1 rRNA gene is annotated in these 297 nt (G+C 51.5%); it reads right to left on the reverse strand.

Going from position 1 to position 297, the window contains the following annotated elements:
* Positions 1–68: 68 nt before the first annotated feature.
* Positions 69–297, reverse strand: a 16S ribosomal RNA gene (locus P6N53_RS18550); the annotation flags it as partial.

Genomic DNA, 297 nt, shown 5'->3' on the forward strand with positions numbered 1-297 from the left:
AACTAAACAGGTAGATGATAAATGATCGACCAGAGTTTCTTGAACCTATGGTTCAAGGTACTCCTTAGAAAGGAGGTGATCCAGCCGCACCTTCCGATACGGCTACCTTGTTACGACTTCACCCCAATCATCAACCCCACCTTCGACGGCTGCCCCTCTTACGAGTTAGCTCACCGGCTTCGGGTGTTGTCAACTTTCGTGGTGTGACGGGCGGTGTGTACAAGGCCCGGGAACGTATTCACCGCAGTATGCTGACCTGCGATTACTAGCGATTCCGACTTCATGTAGTCGAGTTGC

Origin of the sequence: Desulforamulus aquiferis (genome assembly GCF_030577015.1) — a bacterium.
GTDB classification, from domain to species: Bacteria; Bacillota; Desulfotomaculia; order Desulfotomaculales; family Desulfotomaculaceae; genus Desulfotomaculum; species Desulfotomaculum aquiferis.